The sequence below is a fragment of the Martinezella lusitana genome (assembly GCF_016901135.1).
Taxonomy (GTDB): Bacteria; Pseudomonadota; Alphaproteobacteria; order Rhizobiales; family Rhizobiaceae; genus Rhizobium; species Rhizobium lusitanum_D.
Map to the genome: position 1 here is coordinate 314,308 of NZ_JAFEVL010000045.1, position 22,229 is coordinate 336,536.

18 protein-coding genes and 1 pseudogene are annotated in these 22,229 nt (G+C 58.8%); 8 read left to right on the forward strand and 11 right to left on the reverse strand.

The window, feature by feature from the left end; translation table 11 throughout:
• Nucleotides 1-181: 181 nt before the first annotated feature.
• Both JTP94_RS17325 and JTP94_RS17330 read right to left on the reverse strand, forming a co-directional pair.
• Nucleotides 182-2,653 carry a glycoside hydrolase family 2 protein gene (locus tag JTP94_RS17325; RefSeq protein WP_204851713.1) on the reverse strand — a complete coding sequence of 824 codons (2,472 nt, stop codon included), beginning with the start codon at nt 2,651-2,653 and terminating at the stop codon, nt 182-184.
• A 28-nt stretch (nt 2,654-2,681) separates the two neighbouring features.
• Nucleotides 2,682-3,380 (reverse strand): FCD domain-containing protein, encoded by a 699-nt coding sequence (locus tag JTP94_RS17330; RefSeq protein ID WP_271023931.1) that lies wholly within the window; start codon nt 3,378-3,380, stop codon nt 2,682-2,684.
• 128 nt (nt 3,381-3,508) lie between these two features.
• On the opposite strand from JTP94_RS17330, the gene uxuA reads away from it, so the two are divergent.
• The 3 genes from uxuA (at nt 3,509) to JTP94_RS17345 (ending at nt 7,539) form a co-directional block, all read left to right on the forward strand.
• The gene (gene uxuA, locus JTP94_RS17335) at nt 3,509-4,687 is read left to right on the forward strand and encodes a mannonate dehydratase (protein ID WP_204851714.1); all 1,179 of its coding nucleotides are present in this window, start codon (nt 3,509-3,511) and stop codon (nt 4,685-4,687) included.
• A gap of 187 nt (nt 4,688-4,874) precedes the next feature.
• Entirely contained in the window at nt 4,875-6,965 is a 2,091-nt protein-coding gene (locus JTP94_RS17340; RefSeq protein WP_204851715.1) for a bifunctional diguanylate cyclase/phosphodiesterase, read from the forward strand.
• 142 nt (nt 6,966-7,107) lie between these two features.
• Complete coding sequence (locus JTP94_RS17345; RefSeq protein ID WP_204851716.1) at nt 7,108-7,539, forward strand: glyoxalase/bleomycin resistance/extradiol dioxygenase family protein; 432 nt, start codon at nt 7,108-7,110, stop codon at nt 7,537-7,539.
• Between the two features lie 62 nt (nt 7,540-7,601).
• Here JTP94_RS17345 and JTP94_RS17350 read toward each other — a convergent pair whose 3' ends face one another.
• The 5 genes from JTP94_RS17350 to JTP94_RS17370 form a co-directional block, all read right to left on the reverse strand.
• Nucleotides 7,602-8,432, reverse strand: coding sequence for an alpha/beta hydrolase (locus JTP94_RS17350; protein ID WP_204851717.1), 831 nt, complete (start codon nt 8,430-8,432; stop codon nt 7,602-7,604).
• Nucleotides 8,433-8,469: 37 nt separating this feature from the next.
• Nucleotides 8,470-9,717 (reverse strand): kynureninase, encoded by a 1,248-nt coding sequence (gene kynU / locus JTP94_RS17355; protein ID WP_204851718.1) that lies wholly within the window; start codon nt 9,715-9,717, stop codon nt 8,470-8,472.
• Between the two features lie 16 nt (nt 9,718-9,733).
• Nucleotides 9,734-10,657, reverse strand: a complete 924-nt coding sequence (locus JTP94_RS17360) for an ABC transporter permease (protein ID WP_204851719.1) — start codon at nt 10,655-10,657, stop codon at nt 9,734-9,736.
• Between the two features lie 4 nt (nt 10,658-10,661).
• Entirely contained in the window at nt 10,662-11,441 is a 780-nt protein-coding gene (locus JTP94_RS17365) for an ABC transporter ATP-binding protein (protein ID WP_204851720.1), read from the reverse strand.
• A gap of 88 nt (nt 11,442-11,529) precedes the next feature.
• On the reverse strand, nt 11,530-12,516 hold the full coding sequence (locus tag JTP94_RS17370; RefSeq protein ID WP_204851721.1) for an ABC transporter substrate-binding protein: 987 nt from the start codon (nt 12,514-12,516) through the stop codon (nt 11,530-11,532).
• 183 nt (nt 12,517-12,699) lie between these two features.
• On the opposite strand from JTP94_RS17370, the gene JTP94_RS17375 reads away from it, so the two are divergent.
• Nucleotides 12,700-13,428 (forward strand): GntR family transcriptional regulator, encoded by a 729-nt coding sequence (locus JTP94_RS17375; RefSeq protein WP_204851722.1) that lies wholly within the window; start codon nt 12,700-12,702, stop codon nt 13,426-13,428.
• A gap of 180 nt (nt 13,429-13,608) precedes the next feature.
• Here JTP94_RS17375 and JTP94_RS17380 read toward each other — a convergent pair whose 3' ends face one another.
• The 4 genes and pseudogenes from JTP94_RS17380 to JTP94_RS17395 all read right to left on the reverse strand — a co-directional run.
• Nucleotides 13,609-15,414: a methyl-accepting chemotaxis protein gene (locus JTP94_RS17380; RefSeq protein ID WP_204852312.1), complete on the reverse strand. Its 1,806-nt coding sequence runs from the start codon at nt 15,412-15,414 to the stop codon at nt 13,609-13,611.
• A gap of 10 nt (nt 15,415-15,424) precedes the next feature.
• Nucleotides 15,425-16,414 (reverse strand): cytochrome-c peroxidase, encoded by a 990-nt coding sequence (locus JTP94_RS17385; protein WP_204851723.1) that lies wholly within the window; start codon nt 16,412-16,414, stop codon nt 15,425-15,427.
• Nucleotides 16,415-16,853: 439 nt separating this feature from the next.
• Complete coding sequence (locus JTP94_RS17390) at nt 16,854-18,410, reverse strand: bifunctional diguanylate cyclase/phosphodiesterase (RefSeq protein ID WP_204851724.1); 1,557 nt, start codon at nt 18,408-18,410, stop codon at nt 16,854-16,856.
• A gap of 533 nt (nt 18,411-18,943) precedes the next feature.
• Nucleotides 18,944-19,171 (reverse strand): annotated as a pseudogene (locus JTP94_RS17395) (IS6 family transposase); the annotation flags it as partial.
• Nucleotides 19,172-19,366: 195 nt separating this feature from the next.
• On the opposite strand from JTP94_RS17395, the gene JTP94_RS17400 reads away from it, so the two are divergent.
• The 4 genes from JTP94_RS17400 to JTP94_RS17415 all read left to right on the forward strand — a co-directional run bounded on the left by JTP94_RS17400 (nt 19,367) and on the right by JTP94_RS17415 (nt 22,156).
• A complete protein-coding gene (locus tag JTP94_RS17400; protein WP_204851725.1) occupies nt 19,367-20,296 on the forward strand; it encodes a helix-turn-helix domain-containing protein in 930 nt (309 codons plus the stop codon).
• A gap of 150 nt (nt 20,297-20,446) precedes the next feature.
• On the forward strand, nt 20,447-21,196 hold the full coding sequence (locus tag JTP94_RS17405; RefSeq protein WP_204851726.1) for an SDR family oxidoreductase: 750 nt from the start codon (nt 20,447-20,449) through the stop codon (nt 21,194-21,196).
• A gap of 64 nt (nt 21,197-21,260) precedes the next feature.
• Nucleotides 21,261-21,809, forward strand: coding sequence for a flavin reductase family protein (locus JTP94_RS17410; protein ID WP_204851727.1), 549 nt, complete (start codon nt 21,261-21,263; stop codon nt 21,807-21,809).
• A gap of 62 nt (nt 21,810-21,871) precedes the next feature.
• A complete protein-coding gene (locus tag JTP94_RS17415; protein WP_204851728.1) occupies nt 21,872-22,156 on the forward strand; it encodes a DUF1330 domain-containing protein in 285 nt (94 codons plus the stop codon).
• The last annotated feature ends 73 nt before the right edge of the window (nt 22,157-22,229 follow it).

Below are 22,229 nucleotides of genomic sequence, written 5' to 3' on the forward strand. Positions count from 1 at the left end.
AGTCTCGCTGATTCATGGATCGGATGGGGGTACTAGATCACAAGGCTGAGCCTGATCATAGGCGGCATTTTTGCCATTCGCGACAGCAATCTTTCGTGACTGCTGCCTGCTGGCTTACGGAAAACATATGCCTCGACCCGGCAAGGAACGCCGGGTCTTTCGACTGGAAACACTGCCTCTTTCATCGATGCGTCGGCGTCTCTGCGACCTGGTTGGCCGTGCGAACGATGGCTGAAAGCTCCGCGTTGTCAAAGGCTTCCTTCGAAATACCGCTGACGTGGAATGTCCTGTTTTCCCCCGGCATCAGATTGACGAGCATGTCGTCGACCTCAGCATTCGGGCTGATACGATCGACGAACAGGCAGAGGTCGCGCAGCAGCGTTTGTGCCGTAATGGTGACCGCAATTCCATCGGCCGTCTGCACGCTCTGGATATCGAAGCGCGGCTGCGGATAGTGCAGCTCCATGTCCTTCTCGAAGAACCACCAGGCTTCGGCGTCGCCGAGACGCGCGCGCAGGAATTCCCGCTGGGGATCATCAGGCGTCGCCACATCGCTCGGGATCAGAATATCCGTATTTTCGAAGCGGTCGCACAGGACGCGCCAGACGGAATGATGAGCAAGCAGCTTGCCGCTGAAATCGAAGCGCTCGACGGTGAAAGGCACGCGCCAGAACAGCGTCGCATCGTTGGCGGCAACGGCGGCAAGGCCGTCACCGCGCGGCTGGATGGTCAGAAGATGCGGGGCATAACTGTGCTTCAACGCATACCAGAGCGGCTTCTTGCGACCCGCACCGTCGATGGCCGCCCAGGAGGTCACCGGCCAGCAATCATTGAGCTGCCAGACGATCGTGCCCATGCAGGTCGGCCGGTGCGAGCGCATGTGGTCGATGCCGAAGCCGATGGCGCGCGCCTGATTGAGCTGGGTGACGAAGAGCCAGTCGTCGAAATTTTCCGGATGCGGGAACCAGCCCTCCAATCCCTTCAGCAGCTTGTCGTTGCCGGTGGTCGCCTTCTGATGGTGCAGGACGCCGGGAGAGGCCGGCGCGCGATCTTTCTCGCGCACGGATTGCGTCAGTGTCGCGAAGGTTGAAGGCGCCTGCCAGCCGAATTCGGAGCAGAAACGCGGGATATAGTTGCGGTAGGTCTCGTATCCCACCTCGTTCCAGACGTCCCAGATGTGCTTGCAACCATGCTCGTCGGCATTCGGCGCGATCTCCATCGAGCCGGAATAGGGGCTTCCCGCCCAATAGGGCCGTGTCGGATCGATCTCGGCCACCAGTTTCGGCAGAAGATCAAGGTAATAGCCGGCGCCCCAGGGACGATTGCCGAGCACATCCTGCCAATTCCAGTCGAAATAGCCCCAGATATTCTCGTTATTGCCGTTCCAGATCACCAGGGAGGCGTAGGGCATGAGGCGGGTGATGGCTTCGCGCGCCTCCGCCTCGATCTCGCTGTAGACAGGTTCTTCTTCGGGATAAGTGGCGCAGGCAAACAGGAAATCCTGCCAGACCATGATGCCGGCGGCGTCGCATTCCTCGTAGAACGTATCGGTCTCGTAGATGCCGCCGCCCCAGACGCGCAGGAGGTTCATGTTGGCATCGCGGGCCTGGGCGATCCGCTCGCGATAGCGCTCCCGTGTGACGCGCGGCAGGAAGCAGTCGTCCGGGATCCAGTTGGCGCCGCGGGCAAAGACCGGCACGTCGTTGACGACGAGCGTGAAGGCCGAGCCGATCTCATCCGGCGTCGTGTCGAGTCGCACCGAACGGAAGCCGACACGACGCTTCCAGCCGTCCAGCGCCGCACCATCGGAGCCCTGAAGCTGAAGGTCGAGGTCGTAGAGCGGCTGATCGCCGAGGCCGTGCGGCCACCAGACCTGCGGATTGTCGATGCGGCATTCGATCTGCGCATGGGTCTCTCCTTGCGCGACACGGACTTCCGAGCGCTTGCCGCCGACCGACAGCACGAGGGCTATGCTATCGGTGCCCTTCGCGGCCCATTCGATCTCCACATGCAGGCGGGCGACGCCCTGGCCGCCCTGCAGCGTGATTTCCGGGCGAATGCTGCCGAGGCGCGCCTTCGACCAGCTCTCGATGACGATCGGCTTCCAGATGCCCGAGGTGACGACGGTCGGACCCCAATCCCAGCCGAAATTGCAGGCCATCTTGCGGATGAGATTGCCGGGGCCGGGATAGTTTGTGGGTATATCGGCGGCGCTGCCGAGCTGCTTGCGCACGGCTTCGCCATGCTCGTATGCCGATTGGAAGTCGACGATCAGTTCGTTGCGGCCGCTCTTAAGGTTGTCGCCAATGTCGAAGCGATAGCTGCGATGCATGTTGCGGGTCTCGCCGAGCACGGTGCCGTTCAGCTCCAGACGCGCCGCCGTATCGAGGCCAAGGCAGGAGAGATCGATGCGCTCGGCCTCTTCGCTGTCCCAATCGAAGGCCAGGCGATAGCGCCAGGCGGCGCGGCCGATCCAGTCCTGCGAGATCTCGTTGACATCGAGATAGGGGTCGGTGATCAGCTGGGCCGCCATCAGGTCGAGATGCACGTTGCCGGGCACAGCCGCCGGGATCGTATTGGGCAGGGACGGCGCGGTGGAGGGTGCGCGAAGGCGCGAGATGGTCCAGCCGGTGTCGAGCGTCTGTCTTTTCATGTCATGGATCCGTGAAGAAATGGGTGTCTCAAACGGCCTTCGGCGCGATGAATTGCAGCCCGGCCTGCAGGTGGCGGTTCATGTGATAGGCGTAGGCGATTCGATCCCGTTGTATCAACGCCTTGATGATGTCGCTGTGTTCGTCATAGGCGCTGTCGACGGCTTCGCGGGACCGCTTGCCCGCCTCCATCAGCCTTTGCAACAATGGCTGCAGAATGCCATAGACTTGTGACAGCGTTTGATTGCCGGCAAAGCCGACGAGAGCGGCGTGGAACTTGAAATCCAGCTCGGCGGCCTGTGAAAGTTCCGGTGCAGCTTTCATTATGTCGTTGATCGATCGCAGCGTTTCGATGGCCGCCTCATCAATGCTTAGGAACAAAAGATCGCAGAGATTGACCTCGATCAGGCGACGAAAACCCTGGATGTCGAGAAAGCTTTCCGCCGATATGTCGATCGCGAAGGAGAACTGATCCATCAGCGCCTGTTGACGCCGGTCGGTGATAACAGCGCCGACCTTTTGGCGACTTTCGACGATGCCGTAGGCCTTCAGGATGCGGATTGCCTCGCGGACCGTATTGCGGCTGCTGTTGAACATCGAGGCGAGCTCCGCCTCCGAGGGCAATGCATCCCCAAGGCCGAGATTGCGCTCGCGCATCAGCCGCCGCAGCGCATCGACCACCTGGTCCACCGCCGAGCCCCTGTCCTCGATATCAGCGGTCTCCACCACGATTCGTCCTCCGTCGCCGGAAACATATTGTTGGTCAATAAGGACTGTCAAGCACGCCGAAAGGTGTGTTCGGAGTGGACATTTGCGTATCTGGCGATATTTTGACCAACAAATGGAGGAGGTGTCGCATGGAGAGCTGTTGGCGTTGGTTTGGGCCGAAGGATCTTGTTCCGCTTCAGCATGCCCGTCAAGGCGGGGCGACGGGCATCGTCACGGCGCTGCATGAGGTCTCTTATTCGCGCTCCTGGACATCGGCTGAAATCGAGGCGCGAAAGGCCCTGGTGGAGGCGGCGGGCCTGCGCTGGAGCGTATGTGAATCGATCCCCGTGCCCAGCGCCATCAAGCTTGGCGGCGCCGGAGCCAAGGCCGCGATCGGCATCTGGAAAGACAGCCTAGTCAATCTCGCCCGGTCCGGCATCAAGACGATCTGCTATAATTTCATGCCGGTGGTCGATTGGACGCGGACGGATCTGCGCTTTGAAATGTCGACCACGGCGCTTGCGCTGCGTTTCGACATGGTGGAGTTCGTCGCCTATGACGTCTTCGTCCTGCGCAGGAAGGGTGCCGAGGCGGATTATGCGCCGGAGCTGGTGCAACGCGCCGAGGAGCGGTTGAAGGGCCTTTCCGAGGATGCGATGCAACGGCTGGAAAACAACATCATCGCCGGGCTTCCGGGCGGCGAAGATAGCTACGGTCGCGAGGCGATCCGCTCGACCATCACCCTCTTCGAGGGAATGACGGCTCGGGATCTTCAGTCCAATCTCGACATGTTTTTGCAAGAGGTTGCGCCCGTTGCCGCCGAGCTTGGCGCGAGGCTCGCAATCCACCCAGACGATCCGCCCATTTCGCTTTTCGGCCTGCCACGCGTCGTTTCAACGGCGGCGGATCTGCGCCGCATCCTTGGCAGCGTCGACCATCCGGCCAACGGCTTGACGCTCTGCGTCGGATCGCTCGGGTCTCGAGCCGACAATGACGTGCTTGATATCGCGCGTGAATTTGCATCGCGCATCAATTTCGCCCATTTGCGCGATGTTTCGATCGAGCCCGACGGTTCCTTCGTCGAGGCTTCCCATCTGGAGGGGCGCAGCGACATGCACGCCATCCTGCGAACGCTTTTGGCCGAGGAGGCGTGCCGACGCACCGAGGGTCGCGACGACCATCTGATTCCGATGCGGCCGGATCACGGGCATCTCATCGGCGACGATATCGATAAGCCGACCAATCCGGGATATTCGCTGATCGGCCGCCTGAAGGGCTTGGCGGAACTGCATGGCGTCATTCACGCCATCGGCAAGGCGGGCCTGTGAGCATCGCGCATGTCCGCTGTCGGACGGCAAGGCTGTGAGGGTGGCAAGGCAAAGCGGTTGGTTGCATATTCGGTAGGCTTTTGCTCAAAGTTTAGGCGAGCTACCATTTTGATTTTATTTAACTTTTTAGATTATGACTTTTCAATTCGCTGATAGTTCAACTCGAATTGGCAAGGTCGATCCGTCCATGAATTCCGTTTGGCCCGACGCCCCGAACGACGATTTTCGGTCGCTTTTCAAGACGCATCCCTCGCCGATGTGGGTCTATGATCCCAAGACTTTGAAATTCCTGATCGTCAATGATGCCGCCCGCGATCTCTATGGCTTCAGCCACGCCGCCTTTTCGGTCATGACCGTCCTCGATATCCGGCCTTTGGAGGAGCGCGTGCGTATGCTCGAGGCCGTTCACCAGCGCACGGACATGGAGACGGCGCAGCGTTGGACGCATCTGAAAGCCGATGGCCAGACGTTCGAGGTTTTGACCTATGGGCGTGAAATTTGCTTCGACGGCAAGGCGGCAATCCTGGCGATCGTTCAGGATCGCACCGAGGTCAACGCTGCCCGTCGGCAGGTCGATGCCACGCAGTCGCTGCTTGACAGCATCGTCGACAATCTGCCGGTTGGCGTTTTCGTCAAGGATATGGCGAAGGGCGGCCGCTATATCCTGTTCAACGAGGCCTGCGGCGGCATCGTCGGGCTGCGGGCGAAGGACGTGATCGGCAGGCCGGACGAAGCGATATTTCCCGACGAGCAGACGGCGATCTTTCGCGAACAGGACAGGCTTGCCTTCGACACGGCGACAACAGTCGGCTTCGAAGAAACCATCCGTGCGCTGGATGGAGTTCCGCGCATCGTGAAGACAGCCAAGCGGATACTGCCTGCGCCCAAAGGGCAGGCGCCGCGCTACCTTCTCGGCATCTCGCAGGATGTCACGGAAGAGCGCAGCGTCGAGGCCAAGCTTGCACATCTTGCCATGCACGATTCCCTGACTGGTCTGCCGAATCGCGCTTTCTTTTCCGAGAGCATCGTCCGGCAAGTGGCGGCCGCGACACCCGAAAAGCCGATCGCGCTTCTCTACATCGACGTCGATCATTTCAAGGATATCAACGACAGCAAGGGCCATGCCGCCGGCGACATGCTGCTGCGCCAGGTTGCCCAGCGTCTCCTGCAGCTTGCCGAGAAGAACGATCTTGTCGCCCGCCTCGGCGGTGATGAGTTCGCCCTGGTGCTGAAGATGACGGATGCCGGGCGGGCCCAGCGCTTCACCGATCTGCTGCTGTTGTCGCTCTCCGTGCCCTTCGATCTCGATGGCGTCCGCGAGCATGTGACCTGCAGCATCGGTATCGCGATGGCGCCGGAACATGGCGGCGATGCCGACGTTTTGATGCGGGATGCGGATCTGGCGCTCTATGCGGCAAAAGGCAGTGGCCGATCGACCTATCGCTTCTACCAGACTGATATGCGGCTTGAGGCGGAGCGGCGCCATCAACTCACCCTGGAGCTTCGCGAAGCCCTGCAGAGGAACGAATTCGAACTCTATTATCAGCCGATCATTCGGCTGGACAATGACGGGTTGTCGGGTTTCGAGGCTTTGATCCGCTGGCACCATCCGACGCGTGGGCTGATTGCGCCGGCCGAGTTCATCCCCGTTGCCGAGGAAACCGGCATGATCGTGCCGATCGGCGACTGGGTATTGCGGGAGGCCTGCCGGACCGCGAGGCAATGGCCAGGCGATCTGAAAATCGCCATCAACCTTTCGGTCTATCAGTTCCGTCATGCAAGCCTGCTCGCGACCGTCGTCTCGGTTTTGGATGAGACCGGTCTTCTCCCCGGGCGGCTGGAGATCGAGGTTACCGAATCCGTCCTGCTTTCCGAGGTCGAGCAAAGCCTGTCGCTGCTGCGCGCCCTGAAAGAGCTCGGCATCCGCATTGCCATCGACGATTTCGGCACCGGCTACTCGTCGCTCAGCTACCTGCGCTCCTTCTCTTTCGACAAGATCAAGCTCGACCGCAGCTTCGTCGCCGGCATGGAGACCGATCCCGGCAATCTGGCGATCGTGCGTGCCGTCGTCGGTATTGCCTCTGGCTTCAATGCCGTGACGCTTGCGGAGGGCATCGAGACGGAGGAGCAGTTGGCGAAATTACGCGCCGAAGGCTATAGCGAAGTACAAGGCTTCCTGCTCGGCCGGCCGATGCCGCGCGATGAGGCGGAGGCGCGCATCTTCAGCGAGATCTATCCCGCAAAAGTCGTCCGCGCCCGCAAGCCGGCGCATGGGTGATCTTCGGATAGAATGCCCCCGTGCTTCCGAAAAATAATTTAAAAAATCGATCTCCTTTTGTCGGGAAGTCTTTTCGGTCGACGTCCTTGGGGCAGCCCACCGCAAGGGCGTGACACGCAAACCCGTTCGCAAGGAGACGAACATGACCGATACAGCAGAACAGACGCAACCCTCGCAGCCCCGCGTGCCGGTTCACGGCGGCGTCGTGGCCTATCTGACGGTGGACGGCCCGGTAAAGGCGGCCGAATTCTACAAGCGTGCCTTCGATGCCGAAGAGGCCTTCATGTTTCCGGTCGACGAGAAGGGCCGGACGATGCACATCCATCTCTACATCAACGGCAGCTCGGTCATGCTCGGCGATGCCTTTCCCGAGTATGGCCATGCGCTGGAAAAGCCGCAGTCGTTCGTGATGCAGCTGGTCGTCGAGGACTTCGATGCCTGGTGGAAGCGTGCTGTCGATGCAGGCTTGGAGGTCATCATCGAGCCGCAGGTGATGTTCTGGGGCGATCGCTGGGGCCAGCTCCGCGATTCCTTCGGCGTCACCTGGGCCATGAATGCGCCCGTCAACGAGTGACATTTGCCACACCCTCGGCGTGGACGATGCGTGCCGAGGGTGTGTTTCATTGACTACAAGCTTCAATCCGCGAGCAAGGCTCGCGTCAGTGGATGAGAGACATCGGTGAGGCCGTCGAGTACCGTATAGTGATGCCGGTCAGGCTCGACCACCACTTCCGTTGCGGCGCCAAGTCCGGTCCAGATATTGGCAAGCAGTGCGTTCTGGCGGATGAATTCGGCACGCTCCGCGCCGCCGACCCAGCAAGTGAGGCGGATATCGCTTAAGGGTTCCAAGAGCGCCGGGCTCTCGCTTTGTGCCTCGGCCATATCGATGCGAAGCTGCGCGTTCATGGCCCGCTTCATGATCGGGCGGAGATCGTGCAAGCCGGAAATCGCAAGGACATGGCGGATGCGTTTGAGGATCGCCTCGTCCAGCGGTGACGTCGTCGTCATCATGCGAGCCACGAGCTGACCGCCGGCCGAGTGTCCCGTCAGGATCACGGGGCCGTCGACCATGCCTGCCGCTGTTGTAATCGCTGCCGCAACTTCCCTGCCGATCCCGCCAATGCGGATTGCCGGGCAGAGCGTGTAGGACGGGATGGCGACCGAGTAGCCTGCAGCAATCGGGCCTACTGCCAGATGCGACCAATAGCTTTTGTCCAGTTGCAGCCAGTAGCCGCCATGAACGAAGACGACCAGTCCCTTCGGGTGTCCTTCGGGCAGGAAGAGATCGAAGCGATTGCGCTCGGCGGGACCGTAGACGAGGTCTAGTCTGGCGCGTCCGGCTGCCGTCAGACGGTCGCGGAAGGATCGAGCGGGCTCGACCCAGGCATCCGGCCACCGATCGCCGTCGACGATATAGGCGCCGTTGGTATAGGCGCTATCCCAATCGGTGACCTTGAAATAGCTCATCTATAGCTCCTCCGTTTCGGCAATCGGCGACAATGGATCAGGTTACAGCCGAGCGCACGGCAAAGCGTGCGTCCTGCCAGGATCCGCTGCTCAGAATCTCTTCCAGCACCGAAGCTGCCAGCCACACATCGCGATAGCTGACATAGAGCGGCGTAAAGCCGAAGCGCAATGTCGAGGGCGCGCGGAAATCACCGATGACGCCACGCTCGATCAGCGCTTGCATGACCTCATAGCCATTGCCGTGGGTGAAGGAAACCTGGCTGCCGCGTCTTTCGCTGTCGCGCGTGGTGTCCAATACAACGCCATATTGGCCGCACTTCGCTTCGACCAGCCGGATGAAGAGATCGGTGAGCGCTATGCTTTTCCGGCGCAGAGCATTCATGTCCACTTCGTCCCACATCGAAAGCGCACCCTTTAGCGCCCGCAACGACAGAATGGGCTGTGTGCCGCAGAGGAAACGCTTGATGCCGACGTCACCGTCGAAGCTTCGCTCGAAGGCAAAGGGACGAGCATGGCCCCACCAGCCGCTGAGCGGCTGGACGATCGATGCGTGATGGCGGCGGGCCGCATAGATGAAGGCCGGGGCTCCAGGGCCGCCGTTCAGATATTTATAGGAGCAGCCGACGGCGAAATCGGCGTTTGCGCCATCGAGATCGACCGGAAGCGCGCCGGCGCTATGGCACAGATCCCAGATGACAAGGGCGCCCGCCGCCTGGATGCGCTTGGTCAGCGCCGCCATGTCGCGCAATTCGCCGCTCTTGTAGTTGACATGGTTGATGAGGACGACGGCGACACCCTCGTCAATCAGCTCCTCGATGTTATCGGCATCGCGACCTTCAAGACGGAGCCTAACGCCGGAACGGGTCGAGGCCACGCCCTCGGCCATATAGAGGTCGGTCGGGAAACTGTCACCTTCGGCGACGATGACGTTGCGGTCCGGCCGCATCGTCAAAGCCGCATGCAGCGCCTTGTAGATGTTGATCGACGTGGAGTCGGTGACGACAGTCTGGCCTTCGGCGGCGCCGATCAGCCGGCCGATGCGGTCGCCGAGCTCGAGCGGCAGATGAAACCATCCGGCGCTGTTCCAGCTGCGGATCAGGCCATTGCCCCATTCCTCCATGGCCGCCTGGCGCACTTCGGCAAAAACCTCGTGCGATGCCGCGCCGAGCGAATTGCCATCAAGGTAGATGACGCCGGCCGGCAGGGCAAAACGGCTGCGGAAGGCACGCAGCGGATCGGCCTCGTCCAGGGCCTCGACGGCGGCGAGATCGGGAAGGCTGTCCATGATATTGCCTCTTGATTTATTCGCGAATGGTTTCCCGCGCAGGTGCTCCCCCGCGGCTGCGGCGGATGCTTGGCAGTGCCAGCATGGCGAGCACGAACAGGCCGGTGGCAAGTTTCAGGTTCGGCGGCGGCATGCCGGCCGCAAGGCAGAGCGACACGAGCTGATAATAGATGATCGAGCCGACGAAGGGGGCCAGCAGCTGACGCAGCACGCTCTGCTTGCCGGTGAAGGCCTCGCCGATCATCAGCGCGGCAAGGCCGTTGATCAGGATGCCGATCCCCATGTTGACATCGGCAAAGCCCTGCGACTGCACCATCAATGCGCCGCCCGTTGCGGAAAACGCGCTGGCGATGCCGACGCCGCCGATAGTCGCGGCCCAGACATTGATGCCCTGTGCCTCGGCCATGTCGGGATTGGAGCCGACGGCGCGCATCGCCGTGCCCTTTTCCGTCTTGAAGTAGAGATTAAGCGCAATCAGCACGATAAGAGCGATGAAACCGGCAACAACGATCTTGCTCGCGGGAAAGCCGGCCTCGGTGAACGGCACCCAGTCGAACACGGTCGGCGAGCCGAAGACGGAGAGGTTCGATTTTCCCATGATGGCGAGGTTGATGCTGTAAAGCATGGTCGACATCAGGATGCCGGCAAGCAGCGTGTGAATGCGGAAGCGCAGGTGGATGAACGCCGTGCAGCAGCCGGCGGCAAGGCCGACGGCGAAGGCCACGACGATGGCGAGCGGCGGTGTGACGCCGGCCGCAAGCAGAATGCCGCTGATGCAGCCGCCAAGCGGAAATGCGCCCTCGCTGGTCAGGTCCGGAAAGCTCAGCATGCGGAAGGGAATCATGATCCCGAGGACGACGAAGCTCAGGATGAAGCTCTGCGCCAGTGTGACTGGAATGAGCGAGACGAAGCTCGAGAAGGTTGTCTGAATGAAATCCATGATATCAGCTCACCAGCAGCATGCGGTCGGTCTTGACGGCGAAATGACCGATCAGTTCGGGCACCGTGATGCGTCGCTTTCCTTCCCCGGTAATTTCGAGATGGACGCGCCCGGCGTCGAGCATGATGATGCTGTCGCCGAAATCGACGGCATGCTGCATGTTGTGCGTCACCATCAGGGTCGTCAGCTTCAGCGCCTCGACGGTGCGTACCGTCGCCTGCATGACGATGTCGGCGGTGCGGGGATCAAGCGCTGCCGTATGTTCATCGAGCAGCAGCACATCGGGCGAGCCGCCGACCGCCATGATGAGGGAGAGCGATTGCCGCTGGCCGCCCGAAAGCAGCTCCACCTTGGTATCCAGCCGGTTCTCGAGGCCGAGGCCGAGAACGGAGAGGCGCTCCTTATAGATAGCGAGGCGGGAGGCGTTCAGTCCGGGTCGCAACCCGCGTTTCTTGCCGCGCAGCTCGGCAAGAAGCATGTTCTCGCCGACCGTCATGCTGGCGGCGGTTCCTTTCATCGGGTCCTGGAACACACGGGCAAGGCGTGCGGCACGCTTGTGCACCGGCATGTTGGTGACGTCGTCGCCGTTGACGATTATCTCTCCGGAATCGAGGCTGAGCGCGCCGGAAATCGCGTTGAGCATGCTGCTCTTGCCCGCGCCGTTCGAGCCGATGACGACGCCGAATTCACCGGATTTGAGGGAGAGTGTCAGGCCGTTGAGCGCGACTTTCTCGTCCGGCTGGCCCCTGTAGAAAACCTTGCGCGCGGATTTGATGTCCAGCATCCGTGCCTCCCCTGCAGTGTAGGCTTGGAAAATGGCGGCGTTCGTGACGCCGCCATGGATCCGAATGATCTCTAGAAGATGCCGCCGATCACTTCGTGAAGCAATTGCAATCGGCAAGCGACGCCGGCACTTCGGCGCCGAATGCCTTCAGCACAGTCTTGTTGATCAGCGGCGCATGGTCGGCATAGGCCGGAAGCGAGGGCTTGATCGTCTTCGGATCGGCACCCTTGAGGATCTGGGCCGCGATCTTGCCGGCATTTTCGCCGACCTGCTCGTAGTTGACGGCGAAGCTCGCGGGCACGATGCCGCTACGAACCGCGGCGTCATCGGAATTGACGATCGGGATCTGTGCCTGACGGGCGGCGGAAGAAACGGCGGTGATTGCCGGCTGCAGGAGATTGGAGGCGGGCGTGTAGATCACGTCTGCCTTGCCGGCGAGCGATGCGATGCGCTGCTGGATGTCGTTGACGTTGTCGACGCCGACGGGAACGACTTCGAAGCCGGCTGCCGGTGCGGCCTGCTTGACCTTTTCAAGAAGGGCAACGTCATTGGCCTCGCCCGGGTTATAAGGCAGGCCGAAGCGCTTGGCATTCGGAAGCAGCTTCTTGGTGAAGGTCATGATGGCGGCGATGTCCTGCAGGTCGCTTGCACCGGTAATGCCGTCGCCGCCGGCATCCCAGGAGGGGACGAGCTTGGCGGCGACCGGATCGGTCACGGCCGAAAAGACGATCGGAATGCCGGAGCCGGCGAGCGCCTTCTTGGCGATCTGCGAGACCGGTGTGGTGACCGTGTACATCAGCTTCGGATGTTCGGACTGCAGCTTGGCGATCATCTGCGGCACAAGCGAGGCATCGAAGCTCGTGTTGCTTTCGGAATAGACGACATCCTTGCCTTCGACGAAGCCATTGTCGGCGAGCGCCTTCTTGAAGCCGGCAATCGAGGCATTGAGCTGCGGATGTTCGCCGAAATTGGCGATTGCGATCTTGATCGGCTCAGCCGTCGCCGTGGCGACGCTTGCCATGAAGGCACCGGCAATCACGAGGCCGGACAGCCATTTGGACGTGGATCTGCGCATATTTCCCTCCCGGATGTGTCAAGGAGCCGTGTTTTTCGGCTTTCTTGGGCGGGATCATAGCGACTGCTGCAAGCCTGTCAATTTGCGATATATGATATGCACCATGGACGGCTTTAATATATAATTTCTCGCTACAGCTATTTTATATATAATCCGGGGAATGTGAGGATTGGGATGGGCGCCATGCAGGACAAGGACGCGTTGAGCAAGACGGAGGCCGCCTATTGGCTGTTACGGCGCGACATTCTCAACACCAGGCTGAGGCCTGGCGCATCCCTGAGGCTTGCCGCTCTGCGGGATGCCTATGGCGTTGGCTGGACTCCGCTTCGCGAGGCGCTGTCGCGGCTGGAGGCCGAAAAACTGGTGACTGCCGTCAGCAATCGCGGTTTCGCTGTCGCGCCCGTATCGCGCGCCGAGCTGGAGGACTTGATGCGGGCGCGCATGGTCGTCGAACTGCCGCTGCTGTTGGAATCAATCGAAAAGGGCGGTCCGGATTGGGAATCGGCCGTCGTCACGGCACATTATCGCCTGTCGCGCTGCAAGATCGTGCCTGACGCTGCTTCGGACGAGATGGCTGACGAATGGGACGAGAAGCATACGGCTTTCCATGCAGCGCTCGTGAGCGCGGCGACATCGAACTGGCTTTTGCGCTTTCAGGCCACCATCACCGATCAGCTTCGCCGCCACCACCGCTTCCTTGGTTTGGCGCCGACACAGCGCGCCGCTGCTGGTCTGACGATCGGCTATGAGAAGGCAGCCGCAGCCCTGCAGGATGCGATGGCGATCGAGCATCACACGGCGCTGATGGAAGCGGCCCTCGACCGCGATCCCGAGCGTGCCAAGGCGCTGATGACGGAGCATATCGGCTATACGCTGCAGGTCTATATACGTTCTGAGGATGAGACCGGGTAACGCCACAGTATCCAATCGTTTTAAATAACACTATAATATCAATTGATTAGACATTGAACCAGGATCACCCGATTGTGGCTGTCCAAAGGCGCGAAGTTCGAGTTGGACGCCATGAGCCCCAGGATTGCGAAGCGTTCGAACGAGAATCGCCTGCTTGCCGTCGATAGCAGGCAGCGTTGCTTAGGCAGCAGCGCGGCGGGATTGGGCGCCAGACGGCGCTTCGCTCAATTCAAAATGCGTCACCAATTCACGCAGCCGTTCTGCCTCGCCGGCGAGCGTGACGCTGGCGGCGGTGGTCTCCTCTACCATGGAGGCGTTCTGCTGTGTCACCTGATCCAGATTGTGCATGGCCAGATTGACTTCCGATAGGCCGGTCAACTGCTCGCGCGCCGATGCCGCGAGTGTCTCCATAGACCCATTAATGTCGACGATGTAGTGGCTAATGTCGCCGAGCGCTGCACCCGTCTGGTTAACCAGTTCGGCGCCGCTAACGACCTTCGCGGAGGATCGGCTAATGAGCTCCTTGATCTCCTTGGCCGCGTTTGCAGAACGTTGCGCAAGCTCGCGAACTTCCTGCGCCACCACAGCAAAACCTTTGCCCGCATCGCCAGCGCGGGCCGCCTCGACGCCGGCGTTAAGCGCCAGGAGGTTCGTTTGGAACGCGATTTGATCTATGACACCAATGATGTTGTTGATCTGCCTCGACGATTCCTCTATCTGGCTCATCGCTTCAACAGTTTGCGCGAGCACCTTTCCTGATGCCATGGCGCTGCGATTGGCGTTATCGGCCATGCTGCGAACCTCTTCAGCAATCTTGGAGGATTCCGCGACCTTGCTGGTCACCGCGCTCAGCGCAGCAACCGTCTCCTCAAGCGTCGCCGCCTGCCGCTCTGTGCGGCCTGAGAGCTCGTTGGACCCATGACTGATCTCGCGGGTGCCGCTATTGATGATTGACACACTTTCGGAGACGGAAAGCAATGTTTCGGCAAGTTGCTCCACCGACGCGTTGAAGTCGTGCCGTAGCGGCTCGAATTCCGGCGAAAATTGATTTGTCAGATGGAAGGCGAGGTCGCCGCCAGCCAATCGCTTGAGGCCTGCTGCAAGCCCCGATGTAGCGATCGTCAACCTATGTGCGGCGTTCTTCTCGGCCGTTTCCTGGTCGGCCAGTCGATTAGCCTCCGCCAAACGGCGGCTTTCTTCGGCTTTGCTTTCGAGCTCGGCCCGGGCGATCGCGTTCTGACGGAAGACCTCCACCGATCCGGCCATCTGCCCGATCTCATCTCGTCGACCAGCATACGGGATCACCTTATTGGTCTGGCCAGCGGCAAGTTCCTCCATAGACCGCGTTATCCGTTGGATCGGGCGGGACACGTGCCGTGCGATTGCCACCAAAATACCGAGGCCGACGATTGCGCCGATACCTGCCAGCGCCAATTCCGTCTCAATTTTCGATGCCAATGCACTGCCGGCCGCCGCGACGCTTTCGGTCGCGACCTCATCAACGATGTCGTTGACATCAGTGATACTTGTCAGGATCGCCTGCTGCGAACGCGCCAGCTTCTCGGCAGTCGGAACCTCCTGCGACTGTTGAAGTCCAAGGCTGATCTTGACGTCATTTTCCCAAGTGTCGTGCGCCTTGCGAAGCGCCTCCACTCTCTTCGTCAGAGAATCGGCGAGATCGACTTTGCGGAGTTCATCGAGCGATTGCGTCAATGCGCCGTTGCTTTTATCGAATGCGGATTTCACGTCCGCGGCCGAAACGTAATTTGTCATCGAAAGAACACGGTCAACGACCGACGTCGCGTCCTTGAACTGCCGTTCGACCCGCGCGGACAGCATTTTGGCGTTCACCGCCTCCTGTACGACCATTGCGACATTGTTCTGGCCAATGATTGCCTGGTGGCCTACCAGCAAAGCGATACCGAAACCGACAACGATCGTGGCAACCATTGGAACGAGAATCTGCGTGCGTATCGAAAGTTTCATCGTTCGTTCCTCAGTTCGGTAGCGTCGGCAGTGGAAGGTCCTGCTTTTCGGCGGTGAGGGTGCCAAGGAATGCGATAAGATCTTTCCGTTCTTCATCCGTAAGGGAGATGGGTGTCAGCGCGGGATCGAGCGACGGGCGATTGATGCCGCCACTCTCATAATGGTCGATGACCTCGCCTATCGTCTTTAGGCTGCCGTCATGCATGTAGGGGTTACGATAGAGCGTGTTGCGCAGGCCAGGCGTCTTGAAGGAATATTTGTTGTTCGGGTCGCTCGCATCAATCTTATAGCGGCCGATGTCATCACCCGGCAGACCAATGTCATGAAACTTATTGTCGGTGAAGTTCCAGCCTGTGTGGCAGGAGGAACAGCCAGCCGAGCCGGTGAACAGTTCGAAACCTCTTTTGGCGCTTTCGGAAACAGCTTTCTCGTCGCCATCCACCCATCGATCAAATGGCGACCAATCCGATACGACCGTGCGTTCGTAGGTCGCAATCGCAGTCAGCATCGTTTGCTTGGTTACACCCTGATCAGGAAAAACCTCACCGAACCATTTCTTGTAGTCCGGTATTTTATTGATCTCTCCGACGACATTATCGAGTTTGCCGTTCATTTCGGCCGGAGCGTCGATCGGGCCGGCTGCTTGCGTCTCCAGGTTAGGTGCGCGTCCATCCCAGAAGAAGGTGGTGACCCACGCGACATTCAGAATAGTGGGCGCCTGTCTCGGAAGCGCTGTATTGGCCGCGCCGATCGGTGTCGTCACCGGCGTTTCAAAGCCGAAGGAAGGATTGTGACAGCTCGCGCAGGTCATGTTTTTATTACCCGACAGCCGTGGGTCAAAGAACAGCATCTTGCCGAGTGTCGCGAGCTGCGGCGAGTAAGTCGTCTGGCCCTCGAACGGTATCATCAACGGGCGCCGATAAGCGGAAAGGTCCGCCGCGATGCCGGACTGGCCAATTAGGAAGGTGCAGGCGGAAGCTAAGACAAGAAGGCGCTTCATTTGGGCAAGTCCAGATTTATTTTCCAGGGTTGAAAATATCGCAACAGAGTTAACAGCATATAAAACGCAGGAAGACCGGTAATTTCTCAGCAGTGAGACAAGAATTGTTAAGGTAAAACGGTCTTCTGCTTTTGTGTCTCTTGGCAGTTAGTCGAGAGAATACGGATGTTTCTGCGAGTCTTCACGTTTAAATAGGAGAATTCTGGAGAAAAATTCTCAAATTAGTTGTAATTGTGTCGGCCTTAATATTTGTTTTCTCTGAAATTTCTGTGCCGTCGGGAAATTCCGCGGGTGTCATACCCGTCGCTGCCAAATCTCAATTGAGGTGTAAGGCTAACTATCTGAAATCGTTCGCATGCAATTCTGAAAATTAACTGCAGAACGACAAACGGGTCTTGCAAATTACTCTCATCGTCAGCGGCAGGGACGAAAGAAGAAGCTACGCGGTTTTGAGACCATTCTGGCGATCGCGCAGATACGATATTGTCTCAATAAATGGCATGGCTTGCCCGAACAGGTAGCCTTGTCCGATATCGCAACCCTCGCGTAAGAAGTATGCCAGTTCTGCATATTTCTCTATGCCTTCAACGGTTGTTTTCACATCCAAGCCGCGACTCATGATCAATAGCGCCTGCACGATTTTTTCATGCCGATCGCCGTACTGGTGCGCTGACCTGACGAAACTCTTGTCGATTTTGATCTTGTCGAACTGATATCGCGCGAGCTGGGCGAGGCTGGAATAGCCAGTGCCAAAGTCGTCGAGGGCGATTTGAATTCCTGCGCCATGAAGATCATCGATAATTGAAGCGGCGAGGTCCGGGTCACGAATAAGGGCGTTTTCTGTGATCTCAACTTCAAGCCTGGACGGCGGCAATCCAACGTCGTCAAGAATTTTGAGGATCCGAGAGGCGAGAAGCCGATCATCCATTTGAATCGCCGAGACGTTGAATGAAAGCGATACATGATCAGGCCAATGCTTGGCTTCCTCGCAAGCTTTCCGGAGGAGTTGCTGAAATAGAGGCGTCATCAACCCCGTCTCTTCCGCAATGGGAATGAACACTTGCGGCGAAACGCTCTTGCCATCATCCGCGATCCATCTGGCGAGCGCCTCGAACCCACAGACGTCCCCGGAGCGAAGATCAATCAAAGGCTGATAAAATGGCTTGATCTCGCATTCGGCTATGGCCTTTCGAAGCTCTCCTTCCAGCTTCGCGCGCGTAGTGACCTTCATTTGCATTTCCGCGCAAAATTGCAAGGCAGTATTGGCGCCGATGCTCTTGGCTTCGTACAGCGCCACGTCTGATCGGTGGCAAACATCCTTCAGATCGTGGCCTTGGTCCGGCCAGCGAGCGTATCCTACGCTGGCACCGACTTGACAAGATATCGTGCCAATTTGGATGGGGCCACTGATGGCGTGAATAAGCAGTTTTGCGAACTTCTCCTCTTTTAGCGGCTCAAGCCCCCTGGCTATGATAAGAAATTCATCGCCGCCAAGACGAAAAACGCTCGAGCCATCCGTGAATGCGGACAGTCGTTTCGAGACTTCCTGCAGAAGCCTGTCGCCTCCGTGATGACCGACAAGATCATTGACCTTTTTGAAGCCGTCCAGGTCTATGGAGAAAATCGTCGCCGTTGGGGCTCTATCGTCATGTACCCCTATCTCGGTCGTGATAATTTCAAACTTCTCCAGAGCATATCTGTTGGGAAGGAGCGTGAGATGGTCGTGTGTAGCGATCCAATGCGCTCGCTTTCCTTGCTCCGCTTGCCTCTGCATTTCCTTGCGCAAGTCGAGAATTCGCAGAAGTGAATAGATAAAGCTCGCCCCTCCCAAGAGGATGAACGTTAGAAAAAGAATATCTATGGTATCAGCGTCGAACCTACTGAGGCTGCCGAAGATAGTTCGATGCAAAACATATCCGATGATCCACAACAGTGTGGATCCTGACATCAGTACGGCAAGCTGCTTTCCAGCTCTGTTTTTAAAAAAATCTAGCATGTTCCCCCACAGGCTATATTCTTGTAGAAAACAAATTTATCATCATATGTTTTCTCGTCCGAGCGAACGCATCGATCTTGGTGCTCATGCTTAATCATAAACACGTCTTCTGCGCCCGGTATTCTCGGTGAAAATTACTTAGATCATCTTACTTAGCTGTGAGGACCAAAAAGAGTTTAGAGTTGACATCAAAGGAAGCGATGTGGGTAAGCAGATTGCCTGCAGACCTTCGAATTTGCGAAGTCAGCACGATGAAAAGCATCGCCGGAACGAGTTTGATAGAGGCGCGCATGTAAATGCCATCTATAGGGTGGAAAAGGTTTTGATAACGATTTGATGGGGGTCTGCTCGCCTGGACTTACTACCCACTGCAGGCAGCGTCCGTCATGGCGTCAAATAACAAGCTTATCAGCGCTCTAAGACATCTCTTAGGACTCTTTTGCCCTTGGCTGCAACGCGAGAATGTTTGCAAAACGATGAATTTGCGCAGCAGGAAGTTGCTTTTGTGTGAACTGTAAGCGTTGCTGTGAAACTACATCATTTACTTGCGGTTTGTTGCGCCGCAGTCGCCCTGCATAGGCAGGGCCGAACTTCCTGCCCCGTCGCCCTATGGTTTCATAGGATGCAACGAGGCCGCGTTCCAACAGCATTTCTTCGGCCAATCGCAAGCTCGGCGGAAACCGGAAATAGTGCCAAACCGCCCGGGCGGTGATCTGTGACGGAAAGCGATGGTTCTTATAGTTGACGGCTGGCGAGCCCATCCTGCCGGATCTACAAGCCAACCGTGAAGCCGAAAACAAGGTGACGGCGCCCGCGTCACCTCCCTTTGCACGTGCCTGCTTTTCGATCACGCCGGAACCATGGGTGGGAATTATAGGCGTTGCAGATATGCTGTTCCTCCTTGCGCAACATGAATACTTTTGTTGGAAAGCAGAAGTCCCACAGCTGGAGTTACGATGGTAGTCGATAGCCGAGAAGACGCATCTTCGGTTCCACACCGAACGTCACCTGCCGGGCTGGAAACATACATTGCCGGCAGAACACTCGTCAGCGGGGATGGACCAGCCTGGACCGACATGTTCGTCCAGGTGTTTTCCCGCCTCAAGGTGCAAGAGCCGTTTCTTGTGCCGGCGGTCGCCGAACCTCTCGTCGTTTGGGTGATCTCCGGCCAGGCCTGTGTGGAAGAACGGGATCTGGGTGGGGAGTGGGCCGCGAACACAGTCAGAGTTGGCGACTTTTTTCTGACGCGGTCGCCTACTCCGTATGAAATGCGCTGGCGCGCCGAGGGAGCCGAGCCTTTCCAGGTTATGCATCTTTATCTCTCCGTTCAGCTGTTTGAGCGGGTGGCGGGAGAAATTCTCGGCAAGGCTGCCAGCGCCATGCGCCTGCGCGAGATATCGGGCGGCCGTGACCAACGGCTTTCCCATATGCTGGAGCTGATCCATGCCGAACTGACGGCGGAAGGGCAGGGAAGCCACCTCTTCGTTCAGGGATTGGCGCAGACACTCGCGGTTCATCTTATTCGACACTACGCGATCTGTGACGCAGAGGCGCGTCCGCCAAACGCGCTCCCCGGCGCAAAGCTGCGGCGGGCCGTTGCATTCATGGAAGCCAACCTTCAGGAGCCGTTCGATCTCGCGCGTCTGGCGCAGACGGCCGGCATGAGCGCTTTCCACTTTAGCCGCCTGTTCAAGAAGGCCACTGGCCTTTCTCCATCCCACTATTTCATTCGCCAGCGCATAGCCAAAGCCCGGCAGCTTCTGCAGGAAACCGACATCAGCATCATCGAGATCGGCATGTCCGTGGGATATTCGAGCCCCAGCCATTTCGCTCAGATTTTCCGCCGGGAGGCCGGCGTCTCGCCCAGTGACTATCGCCGCGATTAGGATTTTGGCTCGGTTTTCGTTGATTTGAGCAAGATCCCGACAGGTCGCGCAAGGTCCCGAGAGAGGGACCAAGCCCTCCTCCTTATGCTCCTCCTTGTCGAACACGACCGTCCTTTCAGTCGGAAGGGCGCCAAGACAAGGAGATAAACCATGACGAACATCAATGGAAAAATCGCACTGATCACTGGCGCATCGAGCGGCATTGGAGCCGCTACCGCTTTGAAGCTTGCCGAGGCCGGCGCAAAGGTCGGCATCGCCGCCCGTCGTAACCACAAGCTTGAAGCGCTCAGAAAAGAGATAGCCTCCAAGGGCGGTGAAGCGCTCGTGATCGAAATGGACGTGGTCGATCCGGCCTCTGTCGAAGCCGGCGTCAAACAGCTGGTCGAGGCCTATGGCGCAATCGACATTCTCGTCAACAATGCCGGCCTGATGCCGCTTTCGGATGTCGATCAGTTCAAGGTCGACGAATGGCACCGGATGGTCGATGTCAACGTCAAGGGCCTCTTGAACACCACGGCTGCCGTCCTGCCGCAGATGATCAAGCAGCATTCGGGCCACATCTTCAACATGTCGTCGATCGCCGGCCGCAAGGTCTTCAAGGGTCTGTCGGTCTATTGCGCCACCAAGCATGCGGTGGCCGCGTTCTCCGACGGTCTGCGCATGGAAGTCGGCCAGAAGCACAACATTCGGGTGACGTGCATCCAGCCAGGCGCCGTCGCCACCGAGCTTTACGACCACATCACCGACCCTGGCTATATCCAGCAGATGGATGACCTCGCAAAGCAGATGACGTTCCTGCAGGGCGCGGACATCGGCGACACGATCGTCTTCGCAGCGCAAGCGCCTGCCCATGTGGACGTTGCCGAACTCTTCGTTCTGCCGGTCGAGCAGGGCTGGTAACTCACCAAACATCTTTCGGCTTCCCCGCATGTATGCGGGGAGGCGACCTGCGAAGGAGCATCCAATGAACGAGATTTCCGCCTCGCAAGCCTATCGTCTGCTCGAACCCGGCCCGATCGTCCTCGTGACGACGAGCCTCGAGGGGGCAGCCAACGTCATGACGATGGGTTTTCACATGATGATCCAGCATGCGCCGCCGCTGATCGGCTGCGTCATCGGACCCTGGGATTACAGCTACCAGGCGCTGAGAAAGACCGGCGAATGCGTGATCGCGATTCCGACTGTCGATCTTGCCGAAACCGTCGTGGATATCGGTAACTGCTCCAGTGACACGGTGGACAAGTTCGAGCGCTTCGGCTTGAGGACTCGTCCGGCAAAGGATATCGCGGCGCCATTGCTGGTGGACTGCCTCGCCAATATCGAATGCCGTGTTGCCGATCCGAGTCTTGTCGATCGCTACAACCTCTTCATCCTCGAGGTGAAGCGGATCTGGATCGACGAGACCCGCAAGGAGCAACGGACCATGCATCATCGCGGGGACGGCAGCTTCACCGTGGATGGCGGCACGCTCGATCTTCGAGAGCGCATGACGAAGTGGCGGCATTTGCCATAAAGCCGCGCCGCCGCACTCAAAGACACACCCCTAAATTTCGAACACATCAAAAGGAGACAATCATGTCCGCCTATCTCGTTGTCGCTCTCGACATTCGCGACCCTGAGGCCATTGCAAATTATCGCTCGAAGGCGCTCCCCCTGGTGGCCAAAGCCGGCGGCCGCCTCATCGCTCTCGATGATGCCCCGCTCGAACTCGAAGAATGGCAGGCGACCAACATGCTGATCATCGAGTTCCCTGACGTGCATGCCGTCCGCGCGCTCTTTGCGTCGCCCGAATATGCGCCGCTCGCACGTCAGCGGCAGGCCGCAGCAGGTTCGCGGATCATTGTCCTGCGTGGCGTATAGCGCCATTCGAGAGAGCAAGATCTCGATAGCATTCGCCCTACATTCCGTCAGAATGTAAGCGCGGAAGTTGATA

Coding starts and splice junctions, on each gene's coding strand:
- JTP94_RS17325 (WP_204851713.1), bottom strand. CDS start 2,653: ATGAAAAGACAGACGCTCGACACCGGCTGGACCATCTCGCGCCTTCGC.
- uxuA (WP_204851714.1), top strand. CDS start 3,509: ATGGAGAGCTGTTGGCGTTGGTTTGGGCCGAAGGATCTTGTTCCGCTT.
- JTP94_RS17340 (WP_204851715.1), top strand. CDS start 4,875: ATGAATTCCGTTTGGCCCGACGCCCCGAACGACGATTTTCGGTCGCTT.
- JTP94_RS17345 (WP_204851716.1), top strand. CDS start 7,108: ATGACCGATACAGCAGAACAGACGCAACCCTCGCAGCCCCGCGTGCCG.
- JTP94_RS17350 (WP_204851717.1), bottom strand. CDS start 8,432: ATGAGCTATTTCAAGGTCACCGATTGGGATAGCGCCTATACCAACGGC.
- kynU (WP_204851718.1), bottom strand. CDS start 9,717: ATGGACAGCCTTCCCGATCTCGCCGCCGTCGAGGCCCTGGACGAGGCC.
- JTP94_RS17360 (WP_204851719.1), bottom strand. CDS start 10,657: ATGGATTTCATTCAGACAACCTTCTCGAGCTTCGTCTCGCTCATTCCA.
- JTP94_RS17365 (WP_204851720.1), bottom strand. CDS start 11,441: ATGCTGGACATCAAATCCGCGCGCAAGGTTTTCTACAGGGGCCAGCCG.
- JTP94_RS17370 (WP_204851721.1), bottom strand. CDS start 12,516: ATGCGCAGATCCACGTCCAAATGGCTGTCCGGCCTCGTGATTGCCGGT.
- JTP94_RS17375 (WP_204851722.1), top strand. CDS start 12,700: ATGCAGGACAAGGACGCGTTGAGCAAGACGGAGGCCGCCTATTGGCTG.
- JTP94_RS17380 (WP_204852312.1), bottom strand. CDS start 15,414: ATGAAACTTTCGATACGCACGCAGATTCTCGTTCCAATGGTTGCCACG.
- JTP94_RS17385 (WP_204851723.1), bottom strand. CDS start 16,414: ATGAAGCGCCTTCTTGTCTTAGCTTCCGCCTGCACCTTCCTAATTGGC.
- JTP94_RS17390 (WP_204851724.1), bottom strand. CDS start 18,410: ATGCTAGATTTTTTTAAAAACAGAGCTGGAAAGCAGCTTGCCGTACTG.
- JTP94_RS17400 (WP_204851725.1), top strand. CDS start 19,367: ATGGTAGTCGATAGCCGAGAAGACGCATCTTCGGTTCCACACCGAACG.
- JTP94_RS17405 (WP_204851726.1), top strand. CDS start 20,447: ATGACGAACATCAATGGAAAAATCGCACTGATCACTGGCGCATCGAGC.
- JTP94_RS17410 (WP_204851727.1), top strand. CDS start 21,261: ATGAACGAGATTTCCGCCTCGCAAGCCTATCGTCTGCTCGAACCCGGC.
- JTP94_RS17415 (WP_204851728.1), top strand. CDS start 21,872: ATGTCCGCCTATCTCGTTGTCGCTCTCGACATTCGCGACCCTGAGGCC.